Source organism: Bacteroides hominis, from assembly GCF_033042785.2.
GTDB classification, from domain to species: domain Bacteria; phylum Bacteroidota; class Bacteroidia; order Bacteroidales; family Bacteroidaceae; genus Bacteroides; species Bacteroides hominis.
Map to the genome: position 1 here is coordinate 372,570 of NZ_CP178829.1, position 16,041 is coordinate 388,610.

At 41.4% G+C, this 16,041-nt stretch carries 11 protein-coding genes, 1 tRNA gene and 2 pseudogenes; 5 read left to right on the top strand and 9 right to left on the bottom strand.

Translation table 11 applies throughout. The annotated features are described in order from the left end of the window. Entirely contained in the window at positions 1 to 840 is an 840-nt protein-coding gene (locus tag R3O62_RS01605) for a peptidylprolyl isomerase (RefSeq protein ID WP_005783032.1), read from the bottom strand. A 90-nt stretch (positions 841 to 930) separates the two neighbouring features. Here R3O62_RS01605 and R3O62_RS01610 point away from each other — a divergent pair. From R3O62_RS01610 to R3O62_RS01620, 3 genes and pseudogenes are all read left to right on the top strand, one after another. Further along, a pseudogene (locus R3O62_RS01610) lies at positions 931 to 1,302 on the top strand (response regulator); the annotation flags it as partial. Positions 1,303 to 1,356: 54 nt separating this feature from the next. Next, a pseudogene (locus R3O62_RS01615) lies at positions 1,357 to 2,277 on the top strand (sigma-54 interaction domain-containing protein); the annotation flags it as partial. A 300-nt stretch (positions 2,278 to 2,577) separates the two neighbouring features. Continuing rightward, the gene (locus R3O62_RS01620) at positions 2,578 to 2,775 is read left to right on the top strand and encodes a hypothetical protein (protein WP_032543743.1); all 198 of its coding nucleotides are present in this window, start codon (positions 2,578 to 2,580) and stop codon (positions 2,773 to 2,775) included. A gap of 63 nt (positions 2,776 to 2,838) precedes the next feature. Here R3O62_RS01620 and R3O62_RS01625 read toward each other — a convergent pair whose 3' ends face one another. Genes R3O62_RS01625 through R3O62_RS01635 form a run of 3 tightly spaced genes read right to left on the bottom strand, consistent with a single transcriptional unit; the run spans position 2,839 to position 4,877 of the window. Next, on the bottom strand, positions 2,839 to 3,513 hold the full coding sequence (locus R3O62_RS01625; RefSeq protein WP_005783026.1) for an RluA family pseudouridine synthase: 675 nt from the start codon (positions 3,511 to 3,513) through the stop codon (positions 2,839 to 2,841). 8 nt (positions 3,514 to 3,521) lie between these two features. Beyond that, positions 3,522 to 4,268, bottom strand: coding sequence for a 3-oxoacyl-[acyl-carrier-protein] reductase (gene fabG / locus R3O62_RS01630; protein WP_250738440.1), 747 nt, complete (start codon positions 4,266 to 4,268; stop codon positions 3,522 to 3,524). A gap of 12 nt (positions 4,269 to 4,280) precedes the next feature. Beyond that, positions 4,281 to 4,877, bottom strand: coding sequence for a TetR/AcrR family transcriptional regulator (locus tag R3O62_RS01635; RefSeq protein ID WP_005783024.1), 597 nt, complete (start codon positions 4,875 to 4,877; stop codon positions 4,281 to 4,283). A 239-nt stretch (positions 4,878 to 5,116) separates the two neighbouring features. On the opposite strand from R3O62_RS01635, the gene R3O62_RS01640 reads away from it, so the two are divergent. Further along, positions 5,117 to 5,189 (top strand) — tRNA-Met (locus tag R3O62_RS01640). Positions 5,190 to 5,324: 135 nt separating this feature from the next. Next, positions 5,325 to 6,491 carry a tyrosine-type recombinase/integrase gene (locus R3O62_RS01645; RefSeq protein WP_005810962.1) on the top strand — a complete coding sequence of 389 codons (1,167 nt, stop codon included), beginning with the start codon at positions 5,325 to 5,327 and terminating at the stop codon, positions 6,489 to 6,491. A gap of 224 nt (positions 6,492 to 6,715) precedes the next feature. Here R3O62_RS01645 and R3O62_RS01650 read toward each other — a convergent pair whose 3' ends face one another. From R3O62_RS01650 to R3O62_RS01670, 5 genes are all read right to left on the bottom strand, one after another. Then, positions 6,716 to 7,321, bottom strand: a complete 606-nt coding sequence (locus R3O62_RS01650; RefSeq protein WP_317472937.1) for a hypothetical protein — start codon at positions 7,319 to 7,321, stop codon at positions 6,716 to 6,718. A 16-nt stretch (positions 7,322 to 7,337) separates the two neighbouring features. Beyond that, the gene (locus R3O62_RS01655; RefSeq protein ID WP_005810966.1) at positions 7,338 to 7,667 is read right to left on the bottom strand and encodes a hypothetical protein; all 330 of its coding nucleotides are present in this window, start codon (positions 7,665 to 7,667) and stop codon (positions 7,338 to 7,340) included. Between the two features lie 9 nt (positions 7,668 to 7,676). Further along, positions 7,677 to 8,816 carry a hypothetical protein gene (locus R3O62_RS01660; protein WP_234141959.1) on the bottom strand — a complete coding sequence of 380 codons (1,140 nt, stop codon included), beginning with the start codon at positions 8,814 to 8,816 and terminating at the stop codon, positions 7,677 to 7,679. Positions 8,817 to 8,946: 130 nt separating this feature from the next. After that, the gene (locus tag R3O62_RS01665) at positions 8,947 to 10,032 is read right to left on the bottom strand and encodes a hypothetical protein (RefSeq protein ID WP_182115098.1); all 1,086 of its coding nucleotides are present in this window, start codon (positions 10,030 to 10,032) and stop codon (positions 8,947 to 8,949) included. Beyond that, a complete protein-coding gene (locus tag R3O62_RS01670) occupies positions 10,032 to 15,995 on the bottom strand; it encodes a tail fiber domain-containing protein (RefSeq protein ID WP_317472936.1) in 5,964 nt (1,987 codons plus the stop codon). Before R3O62_RS01670 ends, R3O62_RS01665 begins: the two co-directional genes overlap by 1 nt. Positions 15,996 to 16,041: the final 46 nt, after the last annotated feature.

Below are 16,041 nucleotides of genomic sequence, written 5' to 3' on the forward strand. Positions count from 1 at the left end.
TTATTCGATAACAGAAACGTTGATAATCTTCACATCTTCTTCCGGACGGTCACTGCGGTCCGTTTTTACCTGCTGAATTTTATCAACAACATCCATACCTTCTATAACTTCTCCAAAAACTGTATATTCACCATCCAAATGCGGAGTACCTCCGACGGTAGTATAAGCTTTTATCTGCTCAGGAGTAAAATGAAAATCCGGTTGTTTGGCAGCTTCAGCCTCAGCCTGTATAAACAAAGTATCTTGTAAAGCGAAAAGTCCATCCTGATCGTTAGCCTTACGCATTTTATAGATTTCCTTCATATGTTTCTGTGCCAAAGCATTAAAAGCCTCAGTCACTTTATTCTGATTCTTCTGCTGTTCCATATTCAGAAGAGTCGAATCACTGAACACTTTTCCGGTAACAATATAGAACTGACAGCCGGATGACTCCTTATTAGGATTTACCTCATCGCCCTGACGAGCAGCAGACAAGGCACCTTTCTTATGGAAATATTTAGGATATACAAACTCTGCCGGAACTGTATAGCCGACATCACCCGAACCTAACATCTTACCCTTCGGAGCATTTTTCGATTCCGGATCACCGGCTTGCACCATAAAGTCTTTTATTACGCGATGAAACAGCGTCCCATTATATGTTCCGTCTTCAGCCAATTTAATAAAATTATCTCTGTGTTTTGGAGTCTCATTATACAATTTCACTTTGATATCTCCTAAAGAGGTCTCAATTTTCAATACAGTTTCTTTTTCCATGTTTCCATTTTTCTTTTGTCCCGGTTTACAAGCTACTGCACCGCAAACCAGTATAATTAATAATATCCAAAAATTCTTTCTCATAACGCTTTTATTTAATTTAAGTCTGCAAATATACGACTTTACCTCAAAACCTCTTACCTTTGTAGCTCACAAAAAGAGGCAAAAGCTAACATCATGAGATCCATACTGATAGTTGAAGATGATATTACGTTCGGAATGATGCTAAAAACCTGGTTAGGCAAAAAAGGGTTTAATGTATCATCGGTAAGTAACATTGCACGTGCGCAAAAGCACATCGATGCACAACCGACAGATCTGATTCTTTCCGACTTACGACTTCCCGACCACGATGGCATCCATCTATTGAAATGGATGGGTGAGAAAGAACTTCATATCCCATTGATTATCATGACAGGATATGCAGACATCCAATCAGCAGTACAAGCCATGAAATTGGGCGCGCAAGATTATATTGCCAAACCGGTTAATCCTGAAGAGCTACTCAAAAAAATAACTGAAGCCCTTCAAGTTAAAGAATCCCCTCTTCTACAGGTAGCCCCACATGGTAAAAGTCCCAAAACCAAACAGGAATCCCATTCCTATCTGGAGGGAGAAAGCGATGCAGCCAAACAACTTTATAATTATGTCAGCCTGGTAGCTCCCACTAACATGTCAGTCCTGATCAACGGTGCCAGCGGAACCGGTAAGGAATATGTAGCTCACCGTATTCATCAGTTAAGCAAACGTTGCGACAAACCGTTTATCGCTATCGATTGTGGCTCCATCCCCAAGGAATTGGCTGCTTCTGAGTTTTTCGGACACATCAAAGGCTCTTTTACCGGAGCACTCTCTGACAAAACCGGTGCATTTGTAGCAGCAAACGGAGGTACCATTTTTCTTGATGAAATAGGTAACCTCAGCTACGAAATACAAATTCAACTTCTTCGTGCATTACAGGAACGTAAAATACGTCCTGTTGGTTCAAATACAGAAATAACAGTCGATATCCGTCTGGTATCTGCAACCAATGAGAATTTGGAACAAGCTATCGAAAAAGGAACATTCCGTGAAGATCTATATCATCGGATTAATGAATTCACTTTGCGAATGCCTACGCTGAAAGAACGTGGAGAAGATATCCTTCTTTTTGCCAACTTCTTCCTCGACCAAGCTAATAAAGAACTTGACAAGCAACTTATCGGCTTCGATGCCAACGCTTCAAAAGCACTTCTTGAATATCACTGGCCCGGCAACCTGAGACAGATGAAGAATATAATCAAACGTGCCACACTGCTCGCACAAGGTAGTTTTATTGGTCTCACAGAACTGGGAAATGAGATACAGGAGACGCAACCCTCAACTCCCAAAATGGCATTGCGGGATGAAGATACCGAAAAAGAGCATATAATGGAGGCGTTGCGACAGACAGGCAACAATAAAAGTCGCGCCGCGCAATTACTTGACATTGACCGCAAAACATTATATAATAAATTGAAACTATACGGAATCGATCTTTAACGAACAGCAAGGTGTGGAATATTTCCACACCCCATTCCACACTTTCCACAGTGTTCTACACTATCCTTCATCTTTATCTTTCTTTTAGCATACTGCAAATCAACCGGTTACATCAGGCCTTCCTTTCTGGCACAGCATTTGGGAAATACTCTGTACAAGTGTTTAACCAAATGAAAATAAAACTAAGGAGTTAGTTTTATAGTAGTAGCAATGTTTATGTTTGTTTGTGATGGTTTTTAACCTAGACCTTAACATGAAATTAAAAAAACAGACAATCAAAACTTTTAAAAAGCAATAATTATGAAAAAGTTAGTTTTAGTAGTAGCTATGTTTATGTTTGCTTGTGGATCATTCTTTGCCATGGCACAGGATCCGGTGAAAAAAGATCAAAAGAAAGAGGTCAAAGACACTGTGAAAACCGAGCCTAAAAAAGAAGTAGCTGATACAACTGCTACAACGGTCGCAGCACCAGGAGCATTTGCACAGTTTGCCGAATAATAGTAAGCACACTACAACAAAAAAGCCATTCCTACTTCGTCTATTCAGGGAATGGCTTTTTTGCTATATATCTATTTCAAACCCATGCCACAAATTACTATCCGGCACAGGAGCATCGAGTTCTATCAATTCTTTGGATACCGGATGAACAAAACGTACATACCTGGCATGCAGACAGATACTACCATCCGGATTGGAACGTGGAGAGCCATACTTCAAATCACCTTTAATAGGGCATCCCATCTTTGCCAGTTGGCAACGGATCTGATGATGACGTCCGGTCTTAAGGTCAACCTCAAGCAGGAAGTAATTATCCGAACGGCCGATAAGCTTATAGCTCAGAATTGCTTTCTTACTATTGGGAACCTCCTTATCATAAGCATAGCTCTTATTCTGCTTTTCGTTACGTACCAGATAATGTATCAGTTCACCTTCAGGTTGCTTCGGGCAATTTTTCACAACAGCCCAATAGGTCTTTCTGACCTCACTGTTCTTGAACATCTCATTCAGCCGGGATAAGGCCTTACTGGTTTTCGCAAAAATAACAAGACCGCTCACGGGGCGGTCCAGCCGATGGGTTACACCGATAAAGACATTTCCGGGCTTCTGATATTTATCTTTCAGATATTGCTTAACTGTTTCTGAAAGAGGAGTATCCCCCGTTTTGTCTCCCTGAACGATTTCGGAAGCGGTCTTGTTAACTACTATAATATGATTGTCTTCGTATACAACGGTCATACCGAATATTACATATTCATACCACCATCAACCTGGATCACCTGTCCTGATACATAAGAAGACATATCAGAAGCAAGGAAAGTAGCCACATTGGCCACATCTTCAGGAGTACCGCCACGGCGCAATGGAATTTTCTTAGCCCATTCAGTTTTCACTTCTTCCGAAAGGCCGGCTGTCATATCAGTGATTATAAATCCGGGAGCAATGGCATTGGCACGAATACCACGAGAGCCAAGCTCCTGTGCGATAGATTTAGCCAAACCAATCATACCGGCTTTTGAAGCTGAATAGTTAGACTGTCCCGCATTACCATGAACTCCTACCACTGACGCCATGTTAATAATGCTTCCTGCTTTCTGACGCATCATAATCGGTGTACAAGCATGAACAAAGTTGAAAGCAGATTTCAGGTTTACGTTGATAACCATATCCCACTGCTGTTCACTCATACGCATCATCAATCCGTCACGAGTAATGCCTGCATTGTTAACCAGAATATCAATACATCCAAAATCTTTATGAATCTCTTCTACCACCTTTGCAGTATCTTCAAAATTGGCAGCATTCGAAGCATATCCTTTAGCTTTTACACCCATTGCCTCGATTTCTCTCGCTGTGTTCTGTGCATTTTCGTCGATAACAAGATCTGTAAATGCGATATTTGCTCCTTCAGAAGCGAACTTCAAAGCAATAGCTTTACCAATACCACGAGCCGCACCGGTCACAATGGCTGTTTTTCCATCTAATAATCCCATACTAAATTTAAATTATTGATTAATTTTTGTTCTATGTAGTGCACCAAACACGATGTTGGCAACATATCTTTTTCGGGTTTCCATATCCAGGTTCGCCCCGATATGTCCTCGAATATATGGCACCTCGATGCCTTTTACGCAGTAATGTACCAACGCAGCGGTCATTTCCACATCATCTATATGGAACACCCCTTTGTCTTGTCCTTCCTTCAGCACACTTTTGAAAAGTTGCATTTCTTTTGCATCAAACCTTTTGCGGACTTTCTCCACCCGCCAAATATCTCTGAAGAAGTTGGCACGGAGTGTTCCGTTACGATAAACCACCTCTTTTACTGCATCCAGTCGCGTGTAGATCATCTCTATAATTTTTTTATCAGGAGAGATATCTTTATCTGCCACACGCTTCATCATATCCGACAGAATATCCAGTTCAGACTCTACAACAGCCAAATAGATTTCATCCTTACTTTTAAAATAGGTATAGAGCGTACGCCTACCCTTTTTAGAAGCAAGAGCGATATCATTCATTGTAGTATTCTCCACGCCCATCTTGGCGAAAAGCTGACGGGCAACGTCTACTAACTTGGCTTTTGTTTTTGATACGGTCATAGGTTAATTGCACATTGCTGAATTATTTGTGCAAAAGTAATTCTTTTCTTTCGTCCACACAAGAAAATAAATAAATTATTAACAATTGTACCTGAAAACACTATAAAAAAAAGCAAAACAGATCATCTCTGATTTTCAGGAACATAGCATAAAAAAGACATTTTTATCGAAAAATAAATATCGAAATATTTGGTAGTTCAAATAAAAGCCGTACCTTTGCACTCACAAAACAGAAACATCGCGGAGTGGAGCAGTTGGTAGCTCGTTGGGCTCATAACCCAAAGGTCGTCTGTTCGAGTCAGGCCTCCGCAACTAAATAAAAGGTAAATGACTGTAAAATAGTTATTTGCCTTTCTTTTTTAAAGATAGGTCGGACAAATGTCGGACTAAAAAAATAATAGAGAATTAACCGCTTACATTCTTCTCAATCGAAAGAATGTAAAAAAAATGTGCCCTAAAACAAGAAAAGGAGCTTCCTTACACGAAGTTATCAACTACACGTTACCCAAGTTACACACAGGAAAAAATTGGTATGTCGATTTTCTATGCTACGACCCGGTAGAAGGTAAAATGCGACGCAAAAAGTACATGCTTGATTCTATAAAATCACAATCAGCACGCAAAAAACAAGCTGCCGAAATTATAACCAACTGTACCAATCGTCTCCGATCAGGATGGAATCCATGGGCTGAAGCATCAAACTCACGCCAATATGCCGAGTTCTATAAAGTATGCGAACTCTACCGTAAATACCTTAATAAATTGACCAGCACTTCAGCACTGAAAGCAAAAACAAACATTGATTATCAATCGCGACTAAACATGTTGATGGATTACAATTCCAGCTTAGCCATACCTATTATATATATCTACCAATTCAATCAAGCATACATTAGTGACTTCCTCGATTACATATTATTGGATCGAGATGCATCCCCCCGGACCCGTAACAACTACCGAGTATGGGCTTCAGCATTTTGCAGTTGGCTAATTGAGAAACAATATTTAGAAAATAATCCAGTGGAAAAGATTAAGAGTTTAGCAGAAGAAATAAAATTCCGATCAGCCTTAAGCAAAGAGGACCTGCTTCGAATGAAGGATTACCTTGAAGAAACAAACAAATTCTATTTACTCGCATGTAGAATGGAGTATTACACCTTTATACGTCCCGATGAACTAACAAACATTCGCCTACAGGATATCAATATCAAAGAGCAACGGGTATTCATTGCATCATCGATATCAAAGAACCGTAGAGATGGAATGGTAGGACTTAACGACGAACTAATAAAACTGATGATTGAGCTTGGTACATTTGATAATCCTTCCCACTATTTTTTGTTTGGTCGAGATTTTAAACCAGCGGAGAAGAAAGCAGATGCCAGAATTTTCCGAGAATACTTTGCCAAGATACGAGCCCTTTTAAGCTTTCCGAAGAATTATCAATTTTATTCATTAAAGGATTCTGGAATCCGCGACCTGGCCAACGCTGAAGGAATTGTTATTGCAAGAGATCAAGCACGACATTCAGACATATCGACTACCAACCAATATCTGAAAGGTAATAACTTAGCTGTGCATGAGGAAACCAAGCATTTCAATGGTTCCATCTAAAATCTACATGGAAATATTGTACATGCTATTATTTATAAACTACTGTCCTACCGTCCTACATAACAAGCAAGATCGTTTTTCAACTTTTTTTCGATTTAATTGTTATATTAGTATAAATCTTAAATACGCATTACCAACTATACGGTATGAGTATAAACCAATTATCCATTCCTCTTTCATACCGTACATTCCGCCCAGCCTGAGAAGGTTGGGCGAAATTACATTTACCCTACCAATTCTTCATACAGTACCTCCATAAAATCGGCACTTTTCATTGATCCGGGAAAGATCATATTCTTACCGTTATAGGGCATACACAGGTCAAGATTATAGCTCTCAGCGGTATTGACATTCAGAATTTCATCGAACTCTTTCTGAGTGAATTTCTTTTCTTCCATCTCCACCTCTTCATCCAACTTCTCAGATTTGAAGTTAGTGACCTCTTCCATATACTTGTTGAAAATTGGCATGAAAGCTTCATGCTTGTCGTATTCCTCTTGGGTGAGAGCAGATTTTAGCATTTCAGGAGTAAGGTTACGAATGTCCTTATCTCCACGGGCCTTGTTTTCCAGTTCGTCGATTTCCTGAAGTTGTTTATCATAACCTTCCGGCTTCAGCCCTTCACGGGCTTCCTTTACATCCTCTTCAAACTGTTTGCGAAATTTGCCGTAATAAATACGGGTCATCATCACTTTAGATTTGAGCTCTGCCGACAGTTCCTTATCTTTATAAGCAAGAAGAACGGCTTTCAGGATAGATGCCTTCTTAATTGCATCACTGAGTTTCACTTTCACGATTTTCTTTTCTGTTTTTGTTTCTTGATTTTCCATTGATTCTGTTTTAATGTTATTCTACGATAGTGTTAAATATCATACCGGATACAGCCTGTTCGACAGCTTTCTCAAATTCGATGCCGGCTGTCAGAGCCTGGTCCCGTTCCGGTTCATTCTCCTCAGATGGATTGACCATATCGTTCAGTCCACGGGTAACCGTAAAGGAATACTTGAAAGGTGCCATAGCGTTCGAATCTGTTTTTTGTACGGAAGCGTCAATGCGCTTGATCCGTTTACTGTCGTTATAGACTTCGACCGTTCCGGATACTTTAAATCCGTTGATCTCTTTCTCCACTTTCATTGAAGTGGTTACATTACTGATTTTTGTTTCTTGATTTTCCATTATTCTAATTTATTTGGCTCTAAAGAAGATAGAGCCGGATTGATAATTGTCTCCTAAGTATCTCGCTGTATAGTTTACATAGTTATTTTGAGAAGTCTGTACACGAGTAAATGATTGAGAGTTGAATGTATACGACTCTCCCTGTGACAGCATTTCTCCGATCGGAGCAGGAGATAAAGACTCACCCATACCACCGAGGAAAGCACCAATCGGATCAGACTCAAGGAATACTGAGAATCGGGCTTTCTCCCATGCTCCTTTAATAGACGTAAATGTACATTCCAAATGATATTCATTCGCAAAGTCATTAACGACCTTATAATCAAATTTAAAGCTGTTCGGTACAGGCTTGGCAAGGGTCTTGACCATGTAAGCTGTCTCTAAAGGACCCTGATTCATTGAAAACAGAGTCACATTTATACTACTGTAAGACTGCTCTGAAGCTTCAGCATAGGAAGCAACCATATAAACATCCACTTTACCGTCCGGCCAATTCGGCACATCCAGTACCACTGCATATTCTTGTTGCTGCATCTCCATAACGGACCTGTCCAGTGTACGGAATCGAAGTTCTCCGTTTGCCTGATGCCTTACCACCACACCCATATAAGCCCTGCTGATATCAGCTATGTTATTAATGGATATCTCAGCATTCTGCCTTAGCAGGATGGAGCATCTGAATTGCGAATTGGGATACAGGCCGGGGTCCGGATGCATCGAAAACAGATGTGGGGCTTTAGGATTATAGCCTGCATAATCTGAAATCCTCAACGGACTGCCGCTACCGCCGGGAAAATCCCATGACCAAGGAGACATGGGGGAACCCACAGCCGGAAGAGAGCCGGTCGGAGGAAGGATGATACCGAAATTCCCATTATCAGCTTTCCACCAAGCATCGGCATCCGTTACAAACTGTTTGTTGAATTTAACGGGCTTCTTCAAAGAGAAGATGTTCACATTCGCCCGGACCCCAAAATAATCGCTTGAGTTATCCCCGACGCTACCACCGTTTGCGTTCAGGGTATCGCGAACATCAAGATTCGTGAAACGGTCAGGAATAACATTATAAACAGCCATCCTCACCTCCTTTCCGAAGGAAAGTAATACTGCCAGACAAAGCGATATCGCCAGTTTCACCGTTATAGACATAATCACCTTCAATTAGTTTTTCATACTCAAAATCCTCTTTCTTTTGTTGTAAGGAGATTTTACCCCCCCCATTTTGTAACCATATTTTACAATAAGGTTACCTTCAATAAATAGTTTTACTCTTTCCATATCATTCAAATCTAAAATAGCATGTAAAATGATAATAATCATTAGCAGGAAGGGCCGGAACATCCGGCATAGAGACCGGTGTTCTGAAGTTGACGGACTCACCTGCCATCCAGTCGTTTCCTAAGCGTGTCGGTGTAGTGGAAGATGTTATGCTTTGTGCTTTCTCGGCAACAGTAACACCGTCACTTGCACGGGTCGCAACGACTTTTACTGACTTTAAATAGTAATTATTATCCAGTCTGCTTATTAAGTGGCCCTCTTGAAAGAGACTTCCGGAGTTGATAATCGCCGTACCGATTAAAGATATCTTTCTCGCTTCGATAATGCTGAGTCCAAGGATGCCGAACGAGTAAACATCGGCATGCGGGGTGACGATATCAACGGTCGATTCATCAAAGCCGTCCTCTGCGTTCAAGCTGTAATAGGATTGTGTCGTTTCACCCTGCCAGGATGGAACCTGCGATGTACAGATGAATACCTTTATCCTGACTCCCGTCTTATCTGATTTCAAGAGCTCGCAATCGGATATGTTCAGAGTTACCCCTCCATTGAAGATTGTAACCGAAAGCGTTTTAATAAGCGTCCGGGCTCCGTATGTGACAGCACATCCCAAATATGAATTAGATGGGAATATATCGGCCGGGACAACATTGTATGTTGAATCAAGTGATTTCAGCATCAACTTCACAACAGTGGCACTGCCGGAGGCAAGGATAAGTCCGGAGGGAAGCATGGTAGTGAATGGTACGGTAGCTTCCGGATTGTATCCGGCAAAATCACCGACACGCAGGTTGTACGATCCCTGAACAGGTATATCATAGGTGTAAGTTCCGGTCAGTAGCGCAATATCCGCTGCACGGGGGACATTGATACCGTAGTTTCCGGAATCGGCACGGAACCAGTTCGGGTCCTCCGTATTAAACATGATATTTCTTTTCACCGGTTTACGTTTGCTCCACATGTTAATGCGTGCAGCAGCTGAGAAATAGTTAAGCGAGTTATCACCCACACTTCCACCATAAGCGTTCAGGGTATCGCGGATATCCAGGTTAGTAAACCGCTCAGGGATTCGATTATATACCGCCATTAAGCAGCCCTCCTTTCTAATTGTTCAATTCTGTTTCTCAATTTGATATTTTCCTTTTCCAAAGCATCCATTCTCAACTCCGTGTCCGACTTCCATTCATAGTCTGAAAGGAGATGATTCCGGAGGAACCGGGCTGCATGCACTGCATACACATATGCGCATACAGCATAGTCCATCGTTTTAAAATCGCTTGTCTCATGGGTCAGTTCCGGAAGGATCTGCTCGGTGTACTGAGCATAACCACCCACATGGAGAAGTCCGTCACGATCTCTCTTCTTGCTGTTCCAGCGGTAGTAGATAGTGGGTGAGTCTGCGATCTGATCCAATTGCAGGGTTACTTCACCCAGATAGGTTTTATAACGTGAGTCGGAACCCCAGGTTGAATAGCCGGAGACGTAGTGGTTACCGGTGAAACTCCAGTTACCGCCGCCATAGTCCATGATATAGGATTTTCCAGAACTGGAATTGGTTGAGGTTGATGTTCCCCACCACCAGTACATGTGATCATTGGAGTGTACACCGATACCAAAGGTATTGTCAGAAGCCCTCACTTCTATTCCTCCATGGTCTGACCTGCCCTGGAATACAGCATACACATTAAAACCTGATGCGCCTGAGCCGCCATAAATTCCACTTACAGCAAGCCCACCATTAGTACTCAGGTGACCACCGGCATAAATCCTGCCACTTGCGTTAATACCTCCGGCGGTATGGATAGCATCGGAAGAGGTGCTGCCTACATAGAACTGTTTACCATTATAGACACGTACCCAGGTCGAATCTGTCATGTGAATGCCACCGCCATAGGATTCACAATAGAATCCGTTACTTCCGCCGGCCCTGACCCAACCGGTAGAATATATATCAGAGGTAGTGCTAATTCTTCCGTTTGCATTTAAGGTACTGCAAGTCCAGGCGGCAGAAGAATGGTTTGAATTATAGCCGGTCCATATATGGTACATTGTGCCATAACTCGTAGCGTGATATTTTTGACTGCTTATATAAATAAGAGGAGCACCGCCCCTTGAGAAATGCAAAGCACACATATCCGGGACATCAGTACCCCAATATCCATTAATCCATAAAGTATCGCCCCAATATGAATCAGGATTAACGCCTGTCATAGCTACTTTGACCCCCATACTATTATTGAAATAGGTTTGAGGATTCGCCTGTTGTCCGCCGACATAGTTCGGAAGTATAAATGTGGCAGATGCAGAATTACCCATAAAGTGATTACCCCATATATAATTCCATTTACTTGCACTTCTGCCTAAATCATAAGTGTTGTCTGAATAAGGAGATATAGTGCCGGATATATTAATAGTATTATCAATATAATACGGTCTGTTAGCATTGTTCGTTATATGAACATAGCTTGTATTTTGACTACCTATTCTTATCTCGCAACCATTAACATTACTGTATAACCAGCCTCCATTGGCATAAAAAGAACCTGCGCTGACAGTACCGCCGGTACTCCCTCCTTGAACTGCAAATGTCCAACCTCCTGCACCATCAAGCCTAAGACTTCCGGCATATACTCCCGGCTGATGGAAACCAATACCAGGCTTAACTGTATTAGCTGTTCCATTTCCATTAACCATAAGACCCAAGCCATTATAGTCGTTGTTGCTTGCTTCTCTGAATGTTACATTATGAAAACGGGCATCAGTATAGCCCCAGTTACCAACATCCTTATTATTAGAATAACATCTAATTCTTCCATCTTCTATCTGATGTAAACCGGAATCATTGTCCCCAATAGCAAGTGAAATACTTGGTGCATCTCCACTTTTTCTATTAACAAATAGTTTACCATCACTATCCATAGTCATTTTAATACCAGCATCTGAATACCACCAATCAAATGACCATTGATTCCTAATACCAGCGCCTACTGTCCAAACAGGTTTATCCCCTGTAGGGTTGACGTTATTATAATATCCAATAGAACATTCTGAACCACTTCTATTAACTACAGCAAATTTGCCATAAGAACTTCCACTATATCTAACAAATACTCCTTCATTATTATTTGCTCCAGGTCTAATTTCATAATTACCTGCTTGTCCTGCTAAACCAGCAGTAGTACCAGATAAACCAGTATCGACTATTCTACCATTAGTATTATATCTTGTAAATGCCCAAGCGTTGTCTTTAGCTTTAATCTCTAAACCTTTATTAGCAGATGTAAATAATCCACAAGGTGTACTGGTATTATATAATATAATATCACTTCCAAGTTCAACAATAGAATTTTTTATTTCAGCGTTAAATACTTCTCCACTCTGAGAATTGAAATACTTGACATAAAACGGTAATCCTGTAGAACTTATATCATATATAAGAGTTTTGATATTATCTAAACTTGCTGCTCCTGTCCATTTAAGACCACAATATTTAACTCCACCATAAGTAAAAGTACATAGTTTAGGAGCATCTTCATCTGTAGATACTCCAAATCCATTATATATAACTCCTGCATAAACATTAGTAGTACTATATTTCTTCATAACACTAAAGTTTACAGAGCCATTGCCATATATACCATTTCCTCTTCTGTAAAACATAGTACCGCTTGCATAATTATATTCAGAATCAGCAGGACTAAGTTTACATAAAGCAACTACCCACCACCCATAGTCTGAATATATATTTTGTCCCTCAAAGTAAGGAGTTGCAACTTTATTACAATCTTCGAGAAAAGCTATACCTTTCCAATCAGTAGCCCAAGAAGAACCTTTGCCATCTCTATAGTATAATCTATTATTAGTGTTATCTGTTGAAGAAGGACCAACAAGTTCCCAGGTAGCATAACCTTCTCCCCAACCTTTCACATGAATACCTGACCACCAGTTAGATGATGGCATGCCGGACATATGAAATAAGCCACTAATATTATAATTATCATAAGAGGTTGGAAGTATTGTGTCATTTCTTCTATCAATAACTCTTAAGTAATTAGATTTACTTGAATACTGAATACTGTTTTGGTCACCACCATACGCTAATGCATAAAGGTTGGAATCCACACTACCATCGGCCTTGAGAAATTGTGATGCGGTTCCATTAGGTGTTTTCTGATATAAATCAGGCAGTGTGATGACTCCGTTAGCCGCTTCATAGAGTGTGCCGTTCAACATAATGTTTCCACCACCGATACTTCCACTGCCACCGATAACGGAAAGTCTGCCACCTTCTTTCGACAGAGTGGCCGGGTCGTAAGGTAGCAGGTCGAGAAGGGTCGGAGCAGTATAATCGCCCACCGCATTCCAGGTTGTGCTACCTGTGATTAACAGATTACCATCCAGTTTCCAGACTTTATGTGTCGGATCGTAATCGAGCAGGCCACCGTTTACTTTCAGACCGCCGGTGAAATTCTTTTCACCGGTAATCTCCTGAGCACCGGCGAGGGTGACGAAGGTATTCAAACGATCCTGCAAACCATTGATTTTGCTAATCTCTAAAGTGGGGATATCAGAGGCTATCAACTCTGATGCGGACGTTGCGCGACCATAAGCGTCAACAGTGAGTTTTGTGTATGTACCGGCCTTTATCCCGGAAGGAGAAAGGGACAAGGTACGATCCGCAGACAAATCACCGCCCCCGGAAAGACCGATTCCAGCAATGATGCTACGGGTTTTATCCGCTTTGACAGATAGAGCAGTAGCAAGGGTATCCGTTTCGGAGAATCCGGCCAGGAACGCTTCAAGTTCCTTCCATTTGTTGATTGTCGAGTCGGTATCTGATCCGGTGAGAAAGGTAAGCAGAGTATTGGCTATCTCTGTAACATTGCGATATCCTTCCGTAGTTGGAAGACCAGCTCCTTTCAGGGCATTAAGGTTCGTATTTACAAAGTTCTCTGTTGCATATCCGGCAAGAGCTGTACCCAGATGTGATTTGTCGATCTGTTGAGAACCACTTTTCAAGAGTGCGGTCCACATGGCGGATTCGTCGAAGCTTGAACCGGCACTGCCGATTACTGACAGCCGGCCGCCCTCTTTTGACAGGGTAGCCGGATCATAAGGCAACAGATCAAGAAGGGTCGGAGCTGTGTATGTTCCATTGTCCCAGCCGAAAGTGATGTTACCTGAGATCAGCATATTACCGTTCAGTTTCCAAACTCTTTCGGTCGGATCGTAATCGAGCAGGCCACCGTTTACTTTCAGTCCGCCGGTGAAATCTTTTTCACCGGTAATCTCCTGGGCACCGGCAAGGGTTACAAAGTTCTCTCTGACGAAGGTCTCCGTAGCGTAGCCGGTAAGAGCGGAGGAAGTGATATAACCTTTATCTGTGACAAATTTCTCTGTCGCATATCCGGCAAGAGCACCGGACAAATGTGACTTGTCGATCTGCTGAACACCTTCTTTACCGAGGACACCCCACATGGCCAATTCATCGAAGTCAGAACCTCCACCTCCTAACACAGTAATTACCCCATCCTTCCAGCCCAAAGTCTGCTGATCCAAAGGAATTTCTTCAAACATGGAAGGAAGATAAGGAGTATCACCATGCCCAAAAACAGCATACCTTTCAAGTACAAGTGGATAATTCGTATGCAAGTACTCTTGTCCATCAGGAGATCTTTTCTTCGTGAAGTAGGAGTCAGGAACTTCTTCCTTAGTAAGAAACCTATTATCAGCTTCCAAGGCAGAGTAAGCATTTTCTTCAGTTGGAGGAGTCTTATCATTCCTTCTTATTAAGTATATCTGCTTACTCCAAGCAGCATTGTATTTTGCGTAAATTCTATTTGAGATATATTCTTCCAAAGCACCTGCTGTGGTAGTATTCCATTCTTCTGAATAAGGTTGCTGGACAGGAAATAGTGCCCCCTCAGTTAGTGATAAGCGAGAAAATTCAACAAGTCGAGGGGGCACCGTAAAAGAACCGACTTCGGGTACTGTAATATTAAGTACTTCAGTAGGAATATCAGTTCTGGGAAGATTCAATAATGGGCGAGCGTCTGCATAACGATAAGTAAACGTGTAATGACTCGGAAGTTCTCGGTCAGTATAAGTAACATTACTTTCTACGACAACTATGCGTCGCAAAGCAGAACCTGAATAAATATACTTCACCTCAGAAGGAAAGAAATCAAGTAACCACTGCCGTTCTTTCCGATTAAGATGCCCTGTATTTTTTTGAAATTTCCGTTCTGTGTCTACCCGATACTCAAAAGCTATATCTTCAACTTCCGCAATATTATGTGTGTGTTCACCTATAAAATCAGTTGTACCATAAGCACGAAAAGTATCAATTCCTCCAAGTGAGTTTTCGAATAGAATCCATTGCTCTTGCTCCGAGCGCATATCGGATGCATAATACCGTTGTATATATGTTAAACGCTCTGAAGAGTTGTTTTCTATCCAAACATCATAATAGGCAGGTAGTTTATGCCCCAACCGACCTGCAACTATCGCATATTGCAATGGAATAGTATAGGCATTACCGGAAGCAAAGGTGTATAGTTCAAGATCTTGCTGTGAGATCATATTTCCAGAGCTATCAGTAAAATAGGCACGGAGTTTTGCTTTGCAAGGGAGGATTGCATAGTAAGTAAGAAATTCCGGGGAATAATATGTAACTGGCTTAACCGAAGGTTGCCAAGAAAGGAAGTTTTGTGTGAGAAAATTAGAAGTGGTATCCGTAAGCCTATCGACTCCAGCACGAACAACACGAAAATTGACCTCTGTACCATCAATAACAGCTGTAAAGGTGGCCGCTAAAGAAGGTTGGACATAAACCGTTGAAGACTCTTGAAGCAAGAAAGAAAGACGGGCATGAACAATATCACGAATATCAATAGTAATATACCCATCCTGTCCAGGAGCATAACGATGTGATAATATCTCCTCAGAGCCTTGTCTTAACGTAAATAAGACCGGGCTTGCTGAATTTATACGAAACGGAGCAATATTACCACTCAAAGAAAGCACATCGGGTTGTTGAAGAATCGTCATAGCAAATATTTTATGTAACAAAAATAAGAGTGAGAAACAAAAATGA